Genomic DNA, 15,201 nt, shown 5'->3' on the forward strand with positions numbered 1-15,201 from the left:
TGGGTTCTATTTCGTCACAGATAAAAACAAGCAGGTGACGCATGCCCCGTGAAAAACCGAAAAACCTCTGGCTCTCGCGCTGGGGCTTTATCCTCGCTGCAACCGGCTCCGCTGTGGGCTTGGGCAATATCTGGAAGTTTCCTTACATCACCGGCGAATACGGCGGTGGTGCGTTTGTGTTGATGTATCTGGCCTGCATCTTGGCCATCGGCATCCCGGTGATGATGACCGAGATTGCCATTGGCCGCCGCGGTCGTGGCAGCCCGATTGATGCGATCAGCCGAGTGGTTAAGGAAAGTGGTGGCAGCCAGCTGTGGAAGGCCGTGGGCGGCATGGCCATGCTCGCCGGCTTTATGATTTTGTGCTTCTACGTGGTGGTGGCCGGTTGGGCGTTTGCCTACACGGTGAAAATGCTCGACGGCTCGCTCGCCGCGACCAGTGTCGATGCGCTCGCAGGGGTGTTTGCAGCGCATAACGCCAACCCCTGGCAGCTCGGCGGCTGGAGCGTATTGGTGGCGTTGCTGACCCTGTGGATCGTCGCTAAAGGCGTGCAAAAGGGTATCGAGAACGCGGTGCGCTGGATGATGCCGGGCCTAGCCGTGATGCTCTTGGTGCTGGTGGGCTATGCCTTTACCAGTGGCGGCTTTAGTGCGGGTTTCGATTTTCTGTTTAGCTTTGATGCCTCGAAAATCACCGGCGAAGCGCTGCTGGCTGCTCTGGGCCATGCCTTCTTCACCCTAAGCTTGGCCTCCGGGGCGATTCTCACGTACGGCTCCTATCTGCCGGATGGCCAATCGGTTGCGCGCACCACCTTTGTGGTGGCGATCTGCGACACCTGCGTGGCGCTGCTGGCGGGGCTGGCGATCTTCCCCATCATCTTTGCCAACGGCTTGAGCCCGAGCGCAGGCCCTGGGCTGATTTTTATGAGCCTGCCGCTGGCCTTCCAACAGATGCCATTTGGCACCGCCTTTGGCGTGTTGTTCTTCGCCATGGTCTCGGTTGCCGCGCTGACCTCGGCGATTTCCATGATCGAAGCGACGGTGGCCTACCTGAATGAGAAGTACGGCGTCAGCCGCTTTAAAGCCGCCGCCGCATCGGGAGCAGTACTGCTGGTGATCAGCCTGCTGGCGATGCTCTCGTTCAACCTGATGGCGGGCTGGACGCCCATGGGCAAGAACTTCTTTGATTGGCTGGATTACCTGACTTCGCGCTGGATGATGCCGCTGGGCGGGATCTTTATGGTGCTGCTAGCCGGCTACGCACTGCGCAGCGAGATCATGCGCGATGAGCTGGGCTTGCCGCCGCTGGGCTACGCGCTGTGGTTGTTTATGGTGCGCTATGTGTGCCCGGTGCTGATCATGGTGGTGTTCCTGCACGCCCTAGGCTGGCTGATGGTTGACCCGGTTGCGCAGTGGTACTGGATCGCCGGTGCCATCGGCCTGCTGGCGGTGCTTGGGGAAGTGCTACGACCACGGGTCGTACCGGCTCTGGCGGGGCGCTAAACCAGCAATACGCCGCCGCAATAGAGAAGGGCGCAGGCGTGGCACGCGTGCGCCCTTTTTACTGGGTGCGGTTTAACCGTGGCGGCGCTCAGCAGTTAAAGGCTGCTACTGGCCGTAACTGCTGGTTATTGGCGTTCTACGCAGTTCGTCGGCCCACGCCAGCAGCGGGATTTGCACATCCGGCTGCCAGGTGCGCGCCCACAATAATTGCAATCGGGAGAAATCACCGCGTTCAGTGGGCAGGCGCTGAATGTCGTCATGTATCTGCCATTGGTCACTTTCCAGGGAGGCGAAGTCGAAGCGGAACGGGTGAAAGCCGGTCATGCCCAAGCGTATATCGGTGACCACCAGTTGCTCGCCCAGCTGGTCGTAACGCAATACGCCATCGGTGAACCACGCCAAGCGCGCATGCGCCGCCGAGCCGGCCAAGGCTGCCGCCAAATGGGTGCCACGGGGGATGCGCTCTAATTGTGGCGGCGCATCATCGAACCAGCTGACCAGCGCTTCGTGATAGTCCTCGCCGTCCAAGACGATCACCCGCCATAACAAACTGTTAAAGGGTGTCGGCGTGCTAAACAGCTGCTGCGCTTGGATACCCTGACGCGCTAGTTCGGCCTCGACCCGTTGTTCGGCCATGTATTTGCCGGCCAAGGTCGATGCCAAGTACAGCGATGAAACCAGCAGCGCAAATACCGAGGCCTTAGCGGTTTTGTCGCGCAAACCAAACATCAGCCCCAACGCCGCCGCGATACACAGCGGCACGGTGTACAGCAGGTCAATGATAAAAATACTCGACCACGCCGTGGGGGTCGGCATCAGTGGCCAGAATAATTGGGTGCCGTAACTGGTGAAGCTGTCGAGCAGCGGATGGGTAATCAGCACCAACCACAGGGTGATAAATAACCGTTGTGATGAGTAACCAGGGTTGTGTCTAAAACGCTGGGTTAGCCAGGTCAGCAGGACTGCGAGCCCGCTGAGAAAGAATAACGAATGGCTAAACCCCCGGTGGTAGGTCATGTCAGCCACGGCGTCGCCGTAATCGATGATCACATCCAGATCCGGCAAGGTGCCGAGCATAGCGCCATACAGCAGCGCCTTGCGCCCCTGCCAACGGCCGAGTAAGGCGCCTTGAATGCTCGCGCCGAGCAGCGCTTGGGTGATTGAATCCATGACCGATCTCTAGAGTAAACAGGGGGCTAAATTAGCCGACTGACTTGGTTTTGGCTGCGGCTAATGTTGAAGAAAAGGTTTCAGCTGTGAGCCCACAGGGCCTGCGAGTCGCGTTCAGTGGAAAGTCTGGCAACCAGTAAGCCGGCCTCTTCGCCGCTTCTAGCATTCACCTAGACGCCGCAAGCTTCCTGCAATCAGGCCAACACGCTTGGCCTGATTGCTCAGAAAACCCCAGCCTTAAAGTTTGAAGAAGCTCACTTTGTCAGTCAGACGATTAGCTAAGGTCGCAAGCTTACGGCTGGAAGCAGCCACTTGCTCGGAGCCGGCCGAAGTTTCTAAGGTGGCATCGTGAATGCGGTTGATGTTCTGGTTGACCTCTTCAGCCACCGCGCTTTGCTCCTCTGCGGCGCTGGCGATTTGCGCGTTCATTTCGTTGATGGCGGTGACTTCACTGCGAATCTTATTTAGCGCATGTTCTGCTTGGCCGGTTTGCTCCACGGTTTGCTGAGCCAGCTGGCGACTGTTACACATCACATCGGCTGCTTTGCCAGCGCCTTCTTGCAGTTTGCCGATCATGCCGCGAATTTCCCGGGTGGAATCCTTGGTGCGGGTGGCCAGAGAGCGCACTTCGTCAGCCACCACCGCAAAACCGCGGCCATGCTCGCCAGCACGCGCGGCCTCAATGGCGGCGTTCAGTGCCAGTAGGTTGGTTTGGTCAGCGATGGAGGTGATGACCTCGATAATTTTCTCGATGCTTTCGCTGTCGGTGGACACTTGCTGCACGCTCTCAGCGGCGCTTTCCAGGGTGCGCGCCAAGTTTTGGATGGCAGTAGCGGTAGCGCTGACCACCTGATTACCCGCCGCCACTTCGCTGTCAGCATTACGGGTGGCAGAGGCTGCGCTGGCAGCATAACTGGCCACTTCATTAACGGTGGCAGCCATCTGGTTAATGGCAGTGGCCATTTGCTCAGCTTCGCTGGACTGCAAGCGGATTTGTTGGTTGTTGCTGTCAGAGGTGGTCAGCAATTGCTCGGAGGCCAAGGTCAGTTCGCCGGCGGCGCTGCGCACTTGAGTGATGGTTTCAGCCAAACGCTTAATCATGTTCTGCAGATCAGCCATAACGCTGGCTGGGTAGCGAGTCTGGATGCGCTGGTTTAAGTCGCCATCGGCCAAGCGCTGAATCGCGTGGGCCACTTCGTAGGGTTCAGCACCCAAGGTGGATTTGAGCTTATTGATGATCAACACCGACACACCAACGCTCAACAGCACTGCCGCCGCAGTCACCAGCAAAATCAGCAAGCGAAAGCCATTAGCCGCTTCACGAACGGCGCCAATATCATCACTGACATTGGCTTCCTCAAAATCGATAAAGGCATTAATACTTTTTAGCCATCCAGCGTAAGCCGGCGCCGCTTGCTCCAGCAGAATCTTGCTGGCTGCGGCTGTGTCACCTTGGCGGCGCAGGCTGATTAATTGTTCGGTTAGAACTAGGGTGCTGCGCTCAATCGTCTGAATATCACTCAACATGCGCTGCTCATCGGCCGAGGGCGCCTGCTCGCGAAGTAGTTGATTCATTGATTGGGCAGAGTCCTGATACAGGGCATCGAGGCGCCGGATTTCCTGCAGCTGCCGCTCGAGGTCTTGGTTGTTATCCACCAGCACCGCATCGCGAATGGCAATGGCACGGTCATGTACGCTGCCGCGAAAATTGATGGCATAGCGCTGTTTAAGCGAAGCGCCTTCACTTACTGAGGCCAGGGTCGCATCAATGAAGCCGACGCGCTGCACCCCGATAAGTGTAATCACGATCATCAGCGACAAAATAAGCCCGAAACCAAGGCTCAAACGTTGGGCAATGCTCATTTGTGATTGCATAAAATTAACTCTCTTGCCCCTGGGGGCTGCGACTGCTTGATGCGGATAAGAAGGGATTTCGCTAATTAGCAATTTATCTCTTGGACAAATCTTATACATAGACAATGATTTGTACAATTTATAGTTATGAATTGATAAATTCTATCGATAGCCGGCGGAGCGAAGCAGCTAAGTTCGTGATGTGGCTGCAGTGGCAGAAAAACAAGGGATTTCTGAGCAGGGAAGGTAGGTTGAGAGACCGGCTGAAGGCGCTAGATTTGAACGCGGAGCTTGCATGCGAGTTGTACAAGGTTGCCTGCAGAGTTGTACAAGCCGCTTGAAGAGAGAAGATGAGAGCAGTGCTGTACAAGCTGAGTTGCATCTCTTTGCTCTTTACGTGGCAAGGGGCGACTTAAGTTTGGCGGGTTTAGCGAGCAGGCTTTTGGGGTAAATATATTCGGTCTGAGGCGCGACTGAGGCCCAAGGGCTAGGCAAGCCGGGGGTAACTTGGCAGGCAAAGGCTGCAGATAGCGTTATGACGAGCTCTGCAGTCGCTCGGGTAAAGCGGCTGTTTCTCAACTTTCTGCGCTAATCACACGCTTGGTGATTAGTACTTAACGCTATTGCTGTGTTCGGCGTGACTGATGGCTGTGGCGATATCGGCTTGCCGCTGGATCGCTTGGTACGCGTGCATCGACATTTCACGGGCTTGCTCCATGCGGGCGAAGGTACGTAAGGTCTGCGCCGCCTTCGGCCATGGTCACGTTGGCACCACTTAGGGCAGCCGGTACAAGCAGGGTTTTGATCGATTTCATGGTGGGTAATCCTCTTAAGTTCAGTGGGCCACTGGTATCAGCGGTCAAGCGCTTGGCTTGGGACCACATTAACCAACGCCCCCTGACAGCAAGCTCAAGCTAGGCGATTACAAATGTGTAAGGTTGCGCTGATCGCCGTCGCGTTTTTGCGCTTGGCAAAGGCGCTGATTGGTGCGGCTGAGTCTGATGCGCCACGCCTGGGCATCACCACGCGATTACGCCGTGTAGGCAATGCAGTAAGCGTTCGCGTTATCCTGCGCACCCTTTCCTGTATTGAAGCCTGCCCATGCTGGTCATAACCAACAGCGTTCACCTTGCCGATGACGAAGTCGAATTGACTGCCATTCGTGCTCAGGGCGCGGGTGGGCAAAACGTCAACAAAGTCTCCAGCGCCATGCACTTGCGTTTTGACAGCCAAGCATCCTCTTTACCGCTGTTCTACAAAGAGCGCTTGTTGGCGCTGCGTGACAGCCGTATTACCGCCGAAGGGGTAGTGATCATCAAGGCTCAGCAATACCGCACTCAGGAGCAAAACCGAGCGGATGCGTTGGCGCGCTTGGCTGAGCTGATTCGCAATGCCGGCAAAACCGAGAAAGCCCGCCGCCCAACCAAGCCGACCATGGGCTCAAAAAAGCGCCGCCTTGAAGGTAAAACTAAACGTGGAGCGATCAAGGCGGGCAGGGGCAAAGTGGATTTCTAACACGTGGACTGCACCTTTACGATTGACCCAAACAAGCTGAGCCGCCAGCAGTGCAAATGCCGTCTGGCTGGGTGTTTGGCGAACGTCACCAGCGCTGCGCGGTCTGCTCTATAGGCTTGCCGTGTTATGGCCAGGCTTATGTATGCCTAACGACAGTTAACGCTAAGGAGCCAGCAGATGAAAATTCATGCCTATTTGACCTTCGACGGTCAGTGCGAAGCAGCGTTTAAGTTCTATGCCGAGTGCCTAAATGGCAGCGTCGACTTGATGCGCTTCGGCGACAGCCCTGAGGCACCGAATGTGCCGGAGCACTATCACCAGCGGATTATTCATGGCTGCCTCACCCGCGGTGATCAGATGCTGATGGCGTGCGACACGGTGCCGGGCACGCCTTACGCAGGCATCAAGGGGTGCGCTATTTCTTTACAGGTGGAAAACGTCCCGGAGGCTGAGCGTCTGTTTGCAGCGTTATCAGCGCAAGGCACCGTTGAGATGCCGCTGCAGCCGACTTTTTGGGCTACAAGTTCAGCCGTGTTGACGGATCGCTTTGGCGTGACATGGCGGATCATCTGCAACATTGATGCGCAAATGGGCTAACGGCTTACCCAATGGCGCGAAGATTACAGCCAGCTACAACTTAAATACCCATCAGCCCGGCCTTGCGCCGGGCTTTTAGTCAGTAAAGGCTTGGTTCAAACCACCAAACTCAATGCGCGATCCGCTGCAAACAGCCTGCACTGCGGCGGGGCAGACGTAGGCGATAACGCGCCCGAATTCGTCTGGCGCTAATCCCAGTCCAGTTAGAGGGTGGCGTGCCGAAGAAAATCAGCAACAGCAAACCTACGCAGCACAAACGCAGATTGAGAAAGCGGCCGTTAACACTGTGGGTATGAATCGGCCCGCCAGCTTTGCAAGGCGTCACGCAGATAGCCTTGCGCGGGTCAACGGTCTCGATACTCTGCGCGGGAATACGTTCGCTCATTAGGGCCTCGTCGGTCTTATTCAGGCGAGGCGAGTGCAGTTGTATGGATAACAGACTCAGATTTTGGATAAAAAGCGGATCAGATGCTCGCCCCGTTCATGCTCGGGGGAAGGCAGTGCCGAAGGTTGCTGCAAGTGTATCGCTGACAACAGTCAACTTGATGCGCTCATGCAGCAGCCTCAATGCCTGTGTAGTCGCCTACCAATACCGTGGTTTGGCCATGGGCCTAGTATCCAGCGGCACCCGCTATGGCGTGTTTATCAACAGCCTCCATTTGCCCCTTTATGCCCCGCAAGTGGAATGGCGCAGTGTGTGGTGGCTGGCCTGATTACTGACGGTGGCGATGGCCTTGCTGGTGCTGGTGCTGGTAGTGTTCAAGAAGGGCGGTTTACTTAACAAAACTGTGCCGAACGCCACCGCAATCGTTTTGGCCAATGTCGCCTTACCCGGCGTGCGCTTGGAGCGGGTAAAGCTTTGGGTACTCTTGAACTGGTCGATGAATTTTCTGCTCAGTCTTGCGCCGCTGCCAACTCCTGCAAAATGCGTGTGTAGTTTTCGACTCCCTGCGCGCCTGTGACAAGGTGGCGGTGGTTAAAGATCACCGCTGGGACGCCACTGATGCCTTGGCTAATCCACGATCTTTCAGCGGCGCGCACTTCGCTGGAGAAGCGTTGGTCTTCAAGAACGGCCAGCGCCTCGGCACGCTCTAGGCCGATTTCAGCAGCCACATCTGCCAGCACGTTATGGTCCGACAGGTTGCGGCGATGGGTGAAGTGCGCGACGAAAAGGGCCTGCTTCAAGTCGTGCATGCGGCCCTGCTGATTGGCCCAATGCAGAAGCTGGTGGACGTTGAAGGTATTGTGCATGCGCATGTCGTCGGCAAAGCTGAATTCGAAGCCAAGCTCTGCGCCGGCCTGTGTTATGCGCAGACGATTCTCGTGCGACTGCTCCTTGGTAGCCCCATATTTCTCGCTCAGGTGTTCGCGTAGGTTTTGCCCCTCGGGCGCCATGTCGGGGTTCAGCTCAAACGGCTGCCAATGCAGCTCATAGTCGGTGCCGCTGGCTTGCAGCGCCTTTTCCAGCTGCCGGTAACCGACAATGCACCACGGGCAAACCACATCAGAAACAATGTCGATGTGCAGTTTTGTTGAACTTGGGATGGTCATTATCGGCTCCTTCTTCTGCTTTCAATGAGTTGAGTAGTTTGCGTGGTTTGGCGTGCCATGGAGGATCAATTGCAACATGGATGTGCGGATGTGTTAACGCTTAATGCAACAGCCCGACCAAACGGTCGGGCTGTTGTGGTGCAGGCTTGGTTCAGACCACCAGACCCAATGCGCGGTCGAGTTTTTCTTCCGGGTCACTGACGGCGGCGAGAAACTCATCGCCCCAGCGGCGAATATCGTTGTAGCTGACGATATCAAACAGCTCGCGCAAGCGGTCTTGGGCCTCGACTTTGGGCATGTTCAGCGCGACATAGCAGGTTTGCACCATGTCTACCGGGTCATGTGGGTTGGTTAATAATGCGCCTTTAAGTTCAGCGGCAGCGCCGGCAAACTCGGACAGCACCAACACGCCGCGCCCGCCCAGCAAGCCTTGTGCGGCGACAAATTCTTTGGCCACCAAATTCAAGCCATCGCGCAGCGGGGTAATCCACATCACATCGGCCATGGCGTACCAAGCGCTTACTTCTTCAAATGGCAGGCTGCGGAAGAAGAACTGCAGGGGCGTCCAGCCAATACGGGCAAAGCGGCCATTGATGCGGCCTACGGCTTGTTCGATTTGCCCTTGCAGCTCGTCATAAATAGTCATTTCCTTGGCCGCCGGTACGCAGACCGTGACCAGGGTGACTTTGCCCAGCAGTTCGGGGTTTTCTTCCAGTAAACGCTCGTATGCGTTGAGCTTTTCCAGAATGCCTTTGGTGTAGTCGAGGCGCTCTACCGAGAGGATCAGTTTGACGCTACCAAGCTCGGCGCGCAGACGCTCCATCATGTCTTTGATTTTCGGCGATTCCAGCGCGCTGCTGACGCGGTTGATATCCAACCCCACCGGATGCGCACCAAGCTTGACCACTCGCGTGCCGGTGTCCACAGCAGTGGTCATGCGCTCCAAGCCCACGGCGCAGCCATAGGTGATAAAGCGTGGTGCGCAGTTCTGGCGGCTGACGGTTTGCAGCGGCATTACGCCGCGCGCGGCATCAACAAAGTTCTCCACCTGACGGGGGATGTGAAAGCCGATGTAATCGCATTGCAGCAAGCTGCCGATGATTTGCTTGCGCCACGGCAGCACGTTGAACACATCGGCCGAGGGGAAATAGGTGTGGTGGAAGAAGGCGATGCGCAGGTCCGGGCGCAGCTCGCGCAAGTAGCCTGGAACCATCCACAGGTTGTAGTCATGCAGCCAGACGGTCGCACCTTCTGCGGCCTCTAGGGCCGTGCGTTCGGCAAAGGCACGGTTGACCTTGAGGAATACCTGCCAGTCGCCTTCACGGAAATTGGCCCGCTCCCAGAAGGTATGCAGGGTCGGCCAGAAGGCTTCCTTGGAGAAACGTTTATAAAAAATGTCGACTTCTTCTTTGCTTAGCGCCACACGCGCAGCCGTCAGCTTGGGGTAGCGTTCGGCATCGACGGTGGTGTGGCTCTCGAAGGTTTCGCCGCTGTATTCATCATGCTCGGCCCAAGCCACCCAGGAGCCCGCTCGGCCGTCGCCAAAAAAGCTCAGCAGGGTGGGGATAATGCCGTTGGGCGAGGTGGGGCGACGGCGTTGCAATTTACCGTCCTTACCACGAAATTCTTCATATGGCAGGCGGTGGTAAACCATTACCAAATCGGCTTTGCCCGGTTCGGCGACTTGCTTGCCTTCGGCCGCAATACCTTGTTTACCGAGAAAGCCGAAATGCACAAAGGCCTCAAGAATGCCGCCGCAACCAGCACGTTCAGCGTGGAAAACCCGCGAGAATTGTCGGGTGGCTTGCAGCAGGCCTTCTTCGGAAGCGCCTACGCACACACCTTTGAACTGGCCACTGAGCATGCTCAGGTCATTTAAGGTGTCGCCGGCGGTGAGCACTTGGTCGTGGTCCAGTTCCAGCCAGTCGATCAACGCTTGCAGGCTGCTGCCCTTGTTGACGCCTTTGGGCAAAAAATCCAAGTAGCGTTCGGCGGAGTAGAGCAGGTCGCAGCCCAGACTCTCGGCAATTGTGAGCAGTTCCGGGTTGGCGGCTTGTTCAGGGCTGCAAAAGTAGGAACAGCGGCGCACTTGCGGCACGTCTTGGCGTTCGAGGGCAAAGCGTTCGATGGCGCTGGCCACTTGGCTGTCGCCGGGCCACAGCGCGTCGACGGCGCTTTGCAGCGGTTGGATCGGCTGCAAGGTGTCGCCATGCACCAAGCTGGCGCCGACGTCAGAGATGATGAAATCTGGTTGTGGCAGGGTCGGGTCGGCCAGCAGTGGCAACACCGACTCCAAGCTGCGTCCCGTGACATACGCTAAGCGGATTTCCGGGTGAGCGGCGATGGTTTGGTAAAGGCTTAAACGATCCTTGGGATCGCCGCCGAGAAAAGTTCCATCGAGATCGGTGGCAAGTAACATGCGCTGTCTTCCTGTCCAGTTAATTGGGTGCAGTGACGCGCCGACAAAAGCCGACGAGCTATAGGTGCGATTTCGCAGTAACGCGCTCGCCTCTTTTTATCCCGGCGTCTGCTGCGCCGGGTGTTGCGGATCTTGGTGAGCGGTGGGCTCATCTATTGCCGGTGCTTCAGGCAGCAGTTCAAAAACAGTGTGGCTGGTGCGCAGCATGGGCATAAAGTGCCCTGCTGGCGCGCTGACCAAGTCGCTGACATGGCGCAGCCGGTAAAAGGTGTAGGCGGCCAGTACGGTAAGGACCGCGGCGAAGTACAGGGGCAGCGCCTGTGCGCCGAGATGGTCCATCAGCACACCGGCGATCAGCGGGCCGCAGACTGAGCCAATACCGTTAACCATCAGCAAGCTGCTGGAACCGGCGAGAATTTCATCGCTGTGCAACTGGTCGATTAGCTGCGCCACGGCGATCGGGTAGATGGCAAAGGCCAGGCCGCCCCAAACGAATATCGATCCAAGCAGCAAGGGGCCAGCCGGTAACAAACTCATCAGCAGCGCCACCAGCACCGCCAGCGCTACCACCCAAAGCAGGACCAAGCGGCGGTCATGTTTGTCGGAGTAAATACCAATGGGCCATTGCAAGAGAGCCCCGCCGAGGATGCTGCTGCTCATTAACAGGCCCACACCGGTGGCATCAAAACCGCTGAGAGAGGCGTACACCGGGGCCATGCCCCAGAACGCGCCCAGCGCAAGGCCTGACAACCCGGCGGCGGCAATTGCCAGCGGGGCAATACCGGCAATCTGACGCAGGTTTGTGTGCAGGGTATCCGGCACGCTGGGCTGCACCTGACGAGTCAGGGTGATGGGCATTAGGGCTGCGCTGATCAGCATGGCGGCGAGTACAAACAATACGAAATCTGTAGGAGCGGCCAAGTTGAGCAGTTGCTGCGCGGCAGCCAAGGCGCCAAGGTTAACCGCCATGTACACGGCAAACACTTGGCCACGCTTTTCATTTGGCACCTGCGCGTTAAGCCAGCTCTCGATCACCATGTACAAACTGACCAGCGCCAAGCCATACAGCACACGCAAACCCAACCAAACCCAAGGATCGACGATCAGCACATGCAGCAGTGCAGTAATGGCGGCAAGGGCGGCGCAAAAGGCAAACGCGCGGATGTGCCCAACGCGGCGAACCAGCGGAATCGCTAGCCAGGTGCCAAGGAGAAAACCGACGAAGTACCCGGACATAATCAGCCCGAGCATTGAGGTGGAGTAGCCTTCGGCAACGCCACGCAGAGTCAGTAAGGTGTTAAGCAGGCCGTTGCCGAGGAGTAAGAGTGCAACCCCTCCTAGCAACGAGCTAATAGGGGCAAGTAAGGTCCGCATAGGAACCTACCCTAAGCAAAACAGCCCCATAAGGCAAATCGCAGGCGGTCGATAAAGCATTAAGTACCGCCATTAACTTATTGTTTATAAACACTATATATCGATTGATAAGCGTGCTAATTAATTTTCTGAGTGGCGGTTTGGCGGGGTATTGCGAGCAAGGCAATAGGCTGTTTGAGCTCGCTGGTTTGGTTAATACGCGCAATCAATTGGTTGATCGCTTCGCGGTCCCGGCTGTTATGCAGGCAGTGATCCGCTGTTTCTTGCACGCTGCTTACATGCCTGAGCACATCTGTTTTCTGCTGCGGCCGCAGCGGGTGGTAAAGCAGATTTTTGAACGCCTGTAACAGCCCAAACAACACACTGGCATCATCGCTGCCGTAGTTGCGAATAGGGCCAAACACCAGTTGCAGTAATTCATCCAGCGAGAGTTCGTGATGGAATAAGCGTGGGGGCTCATCGTCTAGCGGAGCGAAATCGAGGTCCGGCAGGGACAAGCGTTTACTGAACAGCACGCTGAGCATGTCGATGGCTGTTATCGCCGTACCGGGGTCGTTGATGCCAGGGCTGAGGGCCTTGACCGCGATTTCGGAGATTTGCGTGCAGCCGAATAGGTAGTGAGCGTGGGCGTATTCTTCGATAAAAAAGTCAAAGCAATCGAGCAGGCTGCTGGCTATGTCCGCGTCTACTGTGCGGTTTAGCTTGAACAACGGCCGACCGCTCATGACAAAAAAACCGCGGTGGATCATCACCGTCATATGCAGGTCGTGCTCACACAAGATGGTGTTGATAGCGTTGGTGTTCAGTTCCTTGAAATAGCCGTTATGCCGAGCGCACACCTGCTCCCAGCGCTCATCGTCTGGCCAGCTGGGCAGGATGTCGATGCAGGACAGTTTGGCCTCGCGGGCCGCGAGTTTTTCCAAGGTGGTTTGATACAGGTTGTTGAGGATGTATTCGACCTGAATCGAGCGGGAAATCGAGTGAATAAAATGCACAAATAGGCCAAGGCACGCGATGCCCATGGCCAGCGCAAGCAGCACACCCAGGCTGGGGACAAAGGTTGAATTAGCTTGTTCAATGCTGGTGATCAGCAGCAGCGAATAAAGAATGGTGCCGAGGTAAAAGCCAAGGGTTTTCTGATGGCCTTTGTCACTGATCAGGCCGGGTACCACCCGTGGCGAGAGGGCAGCCGCCGCGTTATTGAGCACCACCATCACCATGGAGAAGCTGAACACCGTCAAGGTCAGAATGCCGCCAACTAGGGTGCTGAGAATCAGTCGGGCGTTTTCGGCATTGCGCACCAAGCCCACATCAACACTGCGCTTGAGCGACATCATCCAAGGCTGATATTCAATGTGCATGACCAGCAAGCACAGCGCAAAAAAACCTAAGGCAATCAGGGTTGGATACAGCGCCAAGCTGTGCAAGGTACGCTGGTATAAACGAAACACGGTATTGGACAAACGGGACACAGGCGTCTCGACGCGAGGGGTGTGGCCTGACTATAGCAAAGCTGCGCCGGCAAGCGGCCACTTGAACGTTGAGCTCAAGCGGCGCGGTTTGCGGCGGGTTTACTCGGTTGATCCCGTTCAGCCCAGTCAGGTTGCGCAGACCTGAGCAATCGCGCTGGCCAGTTGCTTCAAGCGGCTGGCCTCCAAACCGGCCATGTTGGCCCGGCCGCTGCTGAGCATATACACGCTGTATTCATCGCGCAGACGCTGTACCTGCATGGGTGAGAGGCCGGTGTAGGAGAACATGCCGCGCTGTTGGTCGATATGGGCAAAACGCTGGCTTAAACCAAAGGCCGCTAAGGCTTCAACTAGACCGCCGCGCAGGCTGGCCACCCGTTTACGCATGCCTTCCAGCTCATTGACCCACAGCCCCCGCAGCTCGTCGTCAGCCAGAATGGTGGCCACCACTGCCGCCCCATGAGCCGGTGGGGTGGACCATAAGTTGCGCGCAATAAACGCCAACTGGCTGCGCACATCTTGCAGTTTTCCCGCCGTTGCTGCGCAAACAATCAGTGCGCCCGTGCGCTCACGGTACAGGCCGAAATTCTTTGAGCAGGAGCTGGTAATCAGCAGTTCCGGCAACTCAGCGGCAAACAAGCGCACAGCAAAGGCGTCTTGTTCCAGGCCATCGCCAAAGCCTTGGTAGGCGAAGTCGATTAAGGGCAGCAAATCGCGCGCCTTGACCGCCGCCAATACCCGTTGCCAGTCGTGCGCGCTCAAGTCAAAGCCGGTGGGGTTATGGCAGCAGGCATGGAGCAACACCACATCACCCTTGGGTACATGACTGAGCGCGGCGAGCATGGCGTCGACATTCAGCTGGTTGTCGGCGCCGACGTAAGGGTAATGGCTGACGCGCAGCCCAGCGGCGGCAAAAATGCTTTCGTGGATTGGCCATGTTGGGTCACTTAGCCAGATACCGCGCCCCGGCAAACAGTGGGCGATAAAGTCTGCACACAGACGTAAGGCCCCTGTGCCGCCAGGCGTTTGGGTGGCGGCCGCCCGCTCGGCCAGCAGCGGGTTGTCCACACCCAGCACCAGCTGGCAGAGCACGCTGTCGAACAGCGGGTCGCCATGGCCGCCGATATAGCTTTTGCTGGTTTCGTTCTCAAGCAGCTGCTGTTCAGCCAATTTGACCGCGCGGGGAATGGACGTAAGGCCTTGGGCATCTTTATACACGCCCACGCCTAGGTCGAACTTAGCTGGGTTGCTGTCCGCGCGGTAAGCATCCATCAAACCCAAAATCGGGTCGCCGGGCACTCGACTTACCGCTTGAAAATGATTCACTTACGGCCTTCGGCGCTGGCGTTTAGCGCATCGGTACGTGCCGCCATGATGAAGTCATTACGGTGCAAGCCGCGCACCTCGTGGCTCCACCAGGTTACGGTGACTTTGCCCCATTCGGTGACCAGCGCCGGGTGGTGGTCGACTTCTTCGGCAATAGCGCCGACTGCATTGGTAAAGGCTAGGGCATGCCGGAAGTTTTTGAACAGGTAAACCCGCTCCAACTCCTTGTGGTCGTCACGCACTTCGATATTCCACTCGGGGATTTCGCGGCTCAGCTCGGCCAGTTCGTCATCGGTGACTTTCGGCGCATCGGCGCTGCAGGCTTCGCATTGGGCTTGGGCAAGGGACATTAGATTTCTCCAGAAATTAAGGATGAGCCTTAGGGTGGGTGGAGTCTCGCGATACCCATCAATCGAAAAATGTT

The 15,201-nt window shown here is 57.0% G+C and carries 14 protein-coding genes; 4 read left to right on the forward strand and 10 right to left on the reverse strand.

Translation table 11 applies throughout. From position 1 onward, the window contains the following. Window positions 1-41: 41 nt before the first annotated feature. A complete protein-coding gene (locus WF513_RS07555) occupies window positions 42-1,502 on the forward strand; it encodes a sodium-dependent transporter (protein WP_339082931.1) in 1,461 nt (486 codons plus the stop codon). Between the two features lie 105 nt (window positions 1,503-1,607). On the opposite strand, the gene WF513_RS07560 is transcribed toward WF513_RS07555, so the two are convergent. The 3 genes from WF513_RS07560 to WF513_RS07570 all read right to left on the reverse strand — a co-directional run bounded on the left by WF513_RS07560 (window position 1,608) and on the right by WF513_RS07570 (window position 5,341). Beyond that, a complete protein-coding gene (locus WF513_RS07560; protein ID WP_339082933.1) occupies window positions 1,608-2,672 on the reverse strand; it encodes a metal-dependent hydrolase in 1,065 nt (354 codons plus the stop codon). A gap of 237 nt (window positions 2,673-2,909) precedes the next feature. Further along, a complete protein-coding gene (locus tag WF513_RS07565) occupies window positions 2,910-4,547 on the reverse strand; it encodes a methyl-accepting chemotaxis protein (protein ID WP_339082935.1) in 1,638 nt (545 codons plus the stop codon). Window positions 4,548-5,227: 680 nt separating this feature from the next. Beyond that, window positions 5,228-5,341, reverse strand: a complete 114-nt coding sequence (locus WF513_RS07570) for a co-regulatory protein PtrA N-terminal domain-containing protein (protein ID WP_339082937.1) — start codon at window positions 5,339-5,341, stop codon at window positions 5,228-5,230. Window positions 5,342-5,627: 286 nt separating this feature from the next. On the opposite strand from WF513_RS07570, the gene arfB reads away from it, so the two are divergent. Next, on the forward strand, window positions 5,628-6,041 hold the full coding sequence (arfB, locus tag WF513_RS07575) for an alternative ribosome rescue aminoacyl-tRNA hydrolase ArfB (RefSeq protein ID WP_339082939.1): 414 nt from the start codon (window positions 5,628-5,630) through the stop codon (window positions 6,039-6,041). 177 nt (window positions 6,042-6,218) lie between these two features. Beyond that, window positions 6,219-6,638 (forward strand): VOC family protein, encoded by a 420-nt coding sequence (locus WF513_RS07580; protein ID WP_339082941.1) that lies wholly within the window; start codon window positions 6,219-6,221, stop codon window positions 6,636-6,638. A 109-nt stretch (window positions 6,639-6,747) separates the two neighbouring features. On the opposite strand, the gene WF513_RS07585 is transcribed toward WF513_RS07580, so the two are convergent. Further along, entirely contained in the window at window positions 6,748-7,023 is a 276-nt protein-coding gene (locus WF513_RS07585; RefSeq protein ID WP_339082943.1) for a hypothetical protein, read from the reverse strand. A gap of 160 nt (window positions 7,024-7,183) precedes the next feature. Here WF513_RS07585 and WF513_RS07590 point away from each other — a divergent pair, with 160 nt between their 5' ends. Further along, window positions 7,184-7,351 carry a hypothetical protein gene (locus WF513_RS07590; RefSeq protein ID WP_339082945.1) on the forward strand — a complete coding sequence of 56 codons (168 nt, stop codon included), beginning with the start codon at window positions 7,184-7,186 and terminating at the stop codon, window positions 7,349-7,351. A 181-nt stretch (window positions 7,352-7,532) separates the two neighbouring features. Here the strand turns inward: WF513_RS07590 and WF513_RS07595 are convergent, their stop codons facing one another. From WF513_RS07595 to WF513_RS07620, 6 genes are all read right to left on the reverse strand, one after another. Then, window positions 7,533-8,189 carry a DsbA family oxidoreductase gene (locus tag WF513_RS07595; RefSeq protein WP_339082946.1) on the reverse strand — a complete coding sequence of 219 codons (657 nt, stop codon included), beginning with the start codon at window positions 8,187-8,189 and terminating at the stop codon, window positions 7,533-7,535. Between the two features lie 151 nt (window positions 8,190-8,340). Continuing rightward, window positions 8,341-10,608, reverse strand: a complete 2,268-nt coding sequence (ggpS, locus tag WF513_RS07600) for a glucosylglycerol-phosphate synthase (RefSeq protein ID WP_339082948.1) — start codon at window positions 10,606-10,608, stop codon at window positions 8,341-8,343. A 96-nt stretch (window positions 10,609-10,704) separates the two neighbouring features. Continuing rightward, window positions 10,705-11,982, reverse strand: a complete 1,278-nt coding sequence (locus tag WF513_RS07605) for an MFS transporter (protein ID WP_339082951.1) — start codon at window positions 11,980-11,982, stop codon at window positions 10,705-10,707. A gap of 116 nt (window positions 11,983-12,098) precedes the next feature. Continuing rightward, window positions 12,099-13,454 (reverse strand): DUF2254 domain-containing protein, encoded by a 1,356-nt coding sequence (locus tag WF513_RS07610; protein ID WP_339082953.1) that lies wholly within the window; start codon window positions 13,452-13,454, stop codon window positions 12,099-12,101. Window positions 13,455-13,580: 126 nt separating this feature from the next. After that, a complete protein-coding gene (locus WF513_RS07615; RefSeq protein ID WP_339082955.1) occupies window positions 13,581-14,777 on the reverse strand; it encodes an amino acid aminotransferase in 1,197 nt (398 codons plus the stop codon). Beyond that, window positions 14,774-15,127, reverse strand: coding sequence for a 4a-hydroxytetrahydrobiopterin dehydratase (locus tag WF513_RS07620; protein WP_339082957.1), 354 nt, complete (start codon window positions 15,125-15,127; stop codon window positions 14,774-14,776). The genes WF513_RS07615 and WF513_RS07620 overlap by 4 nt, the downstream gene beginning before the upstream one ends. Window positions 15,128-15,201: the final 74 nt, after the last annotated feature.

It is taken from the genome of Pseudomonas sp. TMP9, assembly GCF_037943105.1.
Classification (GTDB): Bacteria; Pseudomonadota; Gammaproteobacteria; order Pseudomonadales; family Pseudomonadaceae; genus Aquipseudomonas.

Coding starts and splice junctions, on each gene's coding strand:
- WF513_RS07565 (WP_339082935.1), bottom strand. CDS start 4,547: ATGCAATCACAAATGAGCATTGCCCAACGTTTGAGCCTTGGTTTCGGG.
- WF513_RS07595 (WP_339082946.1), bottom strand. CDS start 8,189: ATGACCATCCCAAGTTCAACAAAACTGCACATCGACATTGTTTCTGAT.
- WF513_RS07585 (WP_339082943.1), bottom strand. CDS start 7,023: ATGAGCGAACGTATTCCCGCGCAGAGTATCGAGACCGTTGACCCGCGC.
- WF513_RS07560 (WP_339082933.1), bottom strand. CDS start 2,672: ATGGATTCAATCACCCAAGCGCTGCTCGGCGCGAGCATTCAAGGCGCC.
- WF513_RS07580 (WP_339082941.1), top strand. CDS start 6,219: ATGAAAATTCATGCCTATTTGACCTTCGACGGTCAGTGCGAAGCAGCG.
- WF513_RS07605 (WP_339082951.1), bottom strand. CDS start 11,982: ATGCGGACCTTACTTGCCCCTATTAGCTCGTTGCTAGGAGGGGTTGCA.
- WF513_RS07555 (WP_339082931.1), top strand. CDS start 42: ATGCCCCGTGAAAAACCGAAAAACCTCTGGCTCTCGCGCTGGGGCTTT.
- WF513_RS07590 (WP_339082945.1), top strand. CDS start 7,184: ATGCGCTCATGCAGCAGCCTCAATGCCTGTGTAGTCGCCTACCAATAC.
- arfB (WP_339082939.1), top strand. CDS start 5,628: ATGCTGGTCATAACCAACAGCGTTCACCTTGCCGATGACGAAGTCGAA.
- WF513_RS07620 (WP_339082957.1), bottom strand. CDS start 15,127: ATGTCCCTTGCCCAAGCCCAATGCGAAGCCTGCAGCGCCGATGCGCCG.
- ggpS (WP_339082948.1), bottom strand. CDS start 10,608: ATGTTACTTGCCACCGATCTCGATGGAACTTTTCTCGGCGGCGATCCC.
- WF513_RS07570 (WP_339082937.1), bottom strand. CDS start 5,341: ATGAAATCGATCAAAACCCTGCTTGTACCGGCTGCCCTAAGTGGTGCC.